Source organism: Bradyrhizobium sp. (assembly GCF_049691595.1).
GTDB lineage: Bacteria > Pseudomonadota > Alphaproteobacteria > Rhizobiales > Xanthobacteraceae > Bradyrhizobium.
Window position 1 is genome coordinate 1 of the sequence record NZ_JBAVNZ010000484.1, and the last position, 4,131, is coordinate 4,131.

Annotated in this window: 6 protein-coding genes; 3 read left to right on the forward strand and 3 right to left on the reverse strand. The window is 61.8% G+C overall.

The annotated features are described in order from the left end of the window. The first annotated feature begins 2 nt into the window (after positions 1 to 2). Positions 3 to 152, forward strand: coding sequence for a carboxymuconolactone decarboxylase family protein (locus WCE35_RS20110; protein ID WP_424595075.1), 150 nt, complete (start codon positions 3 to 5; stop codon positions 150 to 152). A gap of 87 nt (positions 153 to 239) precedes the next feature. On the opposite strand, the gene WCE35_RS20115 is transcribed toward WCE35_RS20110, so the two are convergent. From WCE35_RS20115 to WCE35_RS20125, 3 genes are all read right to left on the reverse strand, one after another. Further along, positions 240 to 764, reverse strand: a complete 525-nt coding sequence (locus WCE35_RS20115; protein ID WP_424595070.1) for a PEP-CTERM sorting domain-containing protein — start codon at positions 762 to 764, stop codon at positions 240 to 242. A 257-nt stretch (positions 765 to 1,021) separates the two neighbouring features. After that, positions 1,022 to 1,198 (reverse strand): hypothetical protein, encoded by a 177-nt coding sequence (locus tag WCE35_RS20120; protein WP_424595071.1) that lies wholly within the window; start codon positions 1,196 to 1,198, stop codon positions 1,022 to 1,024. A 43-nt stretch (positions 1,199 to 1,241) separates the two neighbouring features. Next, positions 1,242 to 1,772 (reverse strand): nuclear transport factor 2 family protein, encoded by a 531-nt coding sequence (locus tag WCE35_RS20125; protein ID WP_424595072.1) that lies wholly within the window; start codon positions 1,770 to 1,772, stop codon positions 1,242 to 1,244. Positions 1,773 to 1,857: 85 nt separating this feature from the next. Between WCE35_RS20125 and WCE35_RS20130 the strand changes: the two genes are divergently transcribed. Together WCE35_RS20130 and WCE35_RS20135 are read left to right on the forward strand one after the other, a co-directional pair. Next, a complete protein-coding gene (locus WCE35_RS20130; protein WP_424595073.1) occupies positions 1,858 to 2,154 on the forward strand; it encodes a DUF2089 family protein in 297 nt (98 codons plus the stop codon). A 1-nt stretch (position 2,155) separates the two neighbouring features. Then, on the forward strand, positions 2,156 to 2,947 hold the full coding sequence (locus WCE35_RS20135) for a hypothetical protein (protein WP_424595074.1): 792 nt from the start codon (positions 2,156 to 2,158) through the stop codon (positions 2,945 to 2,947). The last annotated feature ends 1,184 nt before the right edge of the window (positions 2,948 to 4,131 follow it).

Sequence of the window (4,131 nt, forward strand, 5' to 3'; positions counted from 1 at the left end):
CCCTGGAGGCGGGCGCCACGACCGAGGAGATTCGGCACGCGGTCCTGTCCATCACGAGCACCATTGGCTTTCCGAATGTTCGCGCCGCCTTGAGCTGGGCGGACGACGTGCTTGGCAAGGCGCGTGCGAGAAAGAAGTCCGTCGGGAACTGAAGCGACGCCTGCGACTCTGGGCCGAGCGCCCCGCAAACAAAGACCCCGGCGCGTGGCCGGGGTCGGGCGTCAATCAACTCTAATCTCTTACAGTTTCTTGCGTCGTCTCATCGCACCGATCCCGGCCAGGCCGAGGCCGAACAGCGAGAGCGTGGCGGGCTCAGGTATATTGGTAGGCGGGCTGACCGACCAGCGGACTGCGAGAAATAACTCGTTTGGGGATTGGCCAGTCGGCCCGACTGCGAGGGACGCGTCGCCGTCGATCGCCGTGCCGCCGGAGCCATCCGGAGCGAACGCGATGGCTTCCACTCCGTTGTCAGCGAGGTTTCCAGTGCCGCCGACGATAAGCGGGGCCGCACCGCCGGAATTGATCAACGTGGCGCCCGGCAGCGAGACATTCGCCAGCGTGAACATCTGACCGAACAGGTTGAGGTTCAGGTCCGTAATCAAGTTATTCGCGACAGACTGAGCACTGGTGCCATTGAAGCTGCTGCTGTCGAACTGGACGAAACCGGATACGCCCGTCACGCCGGTGGCCACGAAGCTGATCGGCGCGGCCTGGACGCCAGAAACCCCGATCATCAGCGCGCCGGCGCACAGCAGCGATTTCATTGACATTGTCACTAGAGGCCTCCTTAATATTCTTCTCACGGCTAGACGAGCTTCCATCGGCGACCCGGCGCCCGTCTCCTCTCGACCCGGATTATTGTAACCCCTGCGATCGCTTCGGCGCCGGACTGTCCGGCAAGCGGCCACGTTATGTAAAGATCTCCGACATCCCGTCGCCTCCCGGAACCCTGCACGTACGGCCGGTAACCGTATCGTTCGCCGACGCGACTCCTTTAATGCGCGATGTGACGCGGGCTTTCTCACCTCGACAGCTCCCGCGCGAGGCCGCGCCCGCCTTCGGCCATCACCTTGCCGTGATTCCAGCGGAACACCGGCGCGGGCAGAGGGGCGAGGGGTCGCGTCCGGCGATGCGTCAAGCGCTCGATCGCTGCGATCAGGTGCCACTCGGTCGTCCGGCAAACCGAATCGCGTGCCATCGAACAACCCCGCGATTCCCGAACTGCTCCCGCCGCGCGTCGGTCACGGATACTTGGTTTCGACGACGCTGCGCACCGGATGGGTGTCGTACACGAGCACGATCGACTGGATGCGCCCGGTACTTGGGTCGAAATTGAACACATCCGCGCAGTCGAACGACACCCTTGAACCGTCTTTCAGACGCCAGTCATAAAGATAGTAAGCGACGGCGCGCAGATGGCCCTCTGCGCTCACCAGAACGTCGTGCACTGTCAGCTTCGTACCGTTCGACGCGTCAGCAACCTTCTTGATGAACTGGCGCACCGGCAATCGGCCGAGGAACGGCGACTCGACCCAGCCGTCGGCAATGAACAGTGACGCCGCTTTGTCGGCATCGCCCGCCTCGAGCGCTTTCAAATAGTTATGCACGATTTTCTGCATGTGCGTCTCCGATACAGTGAGCGCGCGACCATCATAACGGAGTTGGCCGGGTTGCGCGGCCGCGGCGCTTGGCTGCGATGTGGCCTTGAACACCACGGCACCATCACGAGACGTCGGGGAGTGCCATTCGCGGCGGATCAGGGACCTTTCCATAGGTCGAGAATCCCCGCGGCCGGTCCCTGCGAGGCAAATCGGGCTTGATGACCGGCTTTCGATTTATTAAAGTAGATTTACTAAAATGAAAAACCGGGCACCACTCCTTGGCCTGGAGGAGGAGGATCTCGAATTGGTCCAGCGACTGGTGCTGGCGTCGGGATCGATCAAGGAGCTGGCCGAGACTTACGGCGTCAGCTACCCGACGATGCGCTCGCGCCTCGATCGGGTGATCGAACACCTGCAGGGCGCGCTGGCAGCGCGACCGGTCGATCCGATGGCGGAGCTGCTCGCCGGTCAGGTCGAAAAAGGCGAAGTCACGCCCCGCGCGGCGAAAGCGGTGCTCGAGCTCCACCGGAAGAAGATTAGAAAGGAGTCCTGACATGGCCGTTCCCTGGTTCGACGATCCGAATCACTTCGGTGCCTGGTGCGGCGCGGCCCTCGGCGTGCTCGGCGGCGTGATCGGGACGCTGAGCGGCGTGACCGGAGCGATGGCCGCCCGTGGCATAGGCCGACGCGTGGTGCTGCCGATCTGGTGGACGTCAGCGGCGCTCGGCGTGCTGCTGCTGGCCGCAGGCTTGGTCGCGCTCGTTGGCGGCCAACCCTACGCCATCTGGTATCCGCTGATGCTCGGTGGCAGCGTGATCGCCGTAGTCGAAGGCGCACTGCTCCCCACGATCTATCGCCGCTATCGCGATGCCGAGGAACGCCAGCTCGCTGCGGCGGAACTTCGCGGCGGTTCGGCGTCGGCCCTGCTCGAGGCGAGGCCCGCACCAGGCACGCAACGCCAACCTGTCCTTCTTGTCGGAATCCTCCTCACGGTGCTTCCCGCCCTGATGCTGGTGCAACATGTCGGCGGAACGTCCGACATCTGGTGGACACCGCTCACGATGGCTCCGACGATCGCCGATGCGCGCGATCGCGCGGAGATCTATGTTGGCGATCGCCCGCTGAGCGAAGAAGTTGCGTCGGGTCATCTGCAACGCGTCACGGATTCCGGAACCGTCGCCGTCAGACCCGCTGATCTGCGCGTCCGTTTCAACAACTGGGATCGGGTACGCGCGGCACGGTTGCCGCTTATCGCGTTCGATGCCGGACTGCTCGGAATCGGGCTCGCATTGCTCGGCATCGCGGGTTTGCGGGCCTTCCGCGCGACTCGTTCCGAAAACTCGTGATGAATGGCGCGCCCGGAGGGATTCGAACCCCCGACCCCCTGGTTCGTAGTCGAACCGTTGAAACTGATGGTGCTTGTTTTTCAATCACTTAACTGGCCCGCCCTCCTCCAAAACAGGCACCAAAGGCTACGTTTGAGCACCGAAGGCTACGTTTTCGCTACGTTTCGGATGCCGGCACTTTCGGCCGATCGACCGTGAACCACGCGGTCACATTGGCCAGCGGAGGCCGTAAGACCACGTCGATCGTCACCGACCGCTGCATGGCCGCCAATCATGTCGATCGCATCGTGGCATTGGTTTCCGCCCACACGGTTCATGCGCGGCGCAAAGCCTTGCAGAGTGCGACGCGACGATAGCCAAAGATTTGCAGACGTATCGGCGAGGCGCTCGCTCAAGAACGGCTGGAGGAGTAGACACCGACTGAGGACACTCGGATCGACTGGTCAGTTATCGATGATCCGATACCGCCTAATCCGAGCATGCCCCCTGATTTGACAAGAAGTTAGCGCGTCGCTGACCAGACTATACGCACGATTTGGCGCGATATATCCTCCTCAGAATTGCAGATAAATCAAAGTTAGACCGCATGGTGTCCGCGCTGCTTTTGCTTTGGCTGGTTCCAATTGGTGTAGCAGTGGTATCGCGGCGCCTGGCTCCCACCCGTCTGTGGAGGAACACCGGCGTTGCGTTTGGGCTAGTGGTATCACCGGCGTCGCTCGGGTTGTATGGTCTTTACTTCCTTGGGCCCCTTGCGGCCCTGTTTGGCATGGTCGGTTTACTTCTCGCTCTCTTTCACAGTTCGCCTGGGTACGAACTCGCGGTGGCGTTCGGACTAGTTCCACGTCGCAGTGTTGTAACGGGGGCAGGCAATATTCCGGCAGATCTCTTGAATGCTGCCTTATGGTCAGCTGTATACGGTGCCATCGGGTGGCTGATAGACCGCCGGCGCATGCATTCTCACATGGAAAACCCAGATGCGGTCTAACTATGCGTTGGAGCGGCCGTGATCGATAAAGTGCCAAGTTCAAGCGTGCGGCATGCGGCCGCTCAACTTAAGCGTTAGGCGCCATGAAGTTTGGTGTGCGTACTCTTCTAGCATCACTGGTTGCTGTGCCAGCGGTTGCACGGGCCGATTTTGCCTGGCCGCCAGGGTTCTACCTCGCTAGTTACTCCATCTGGTGGGT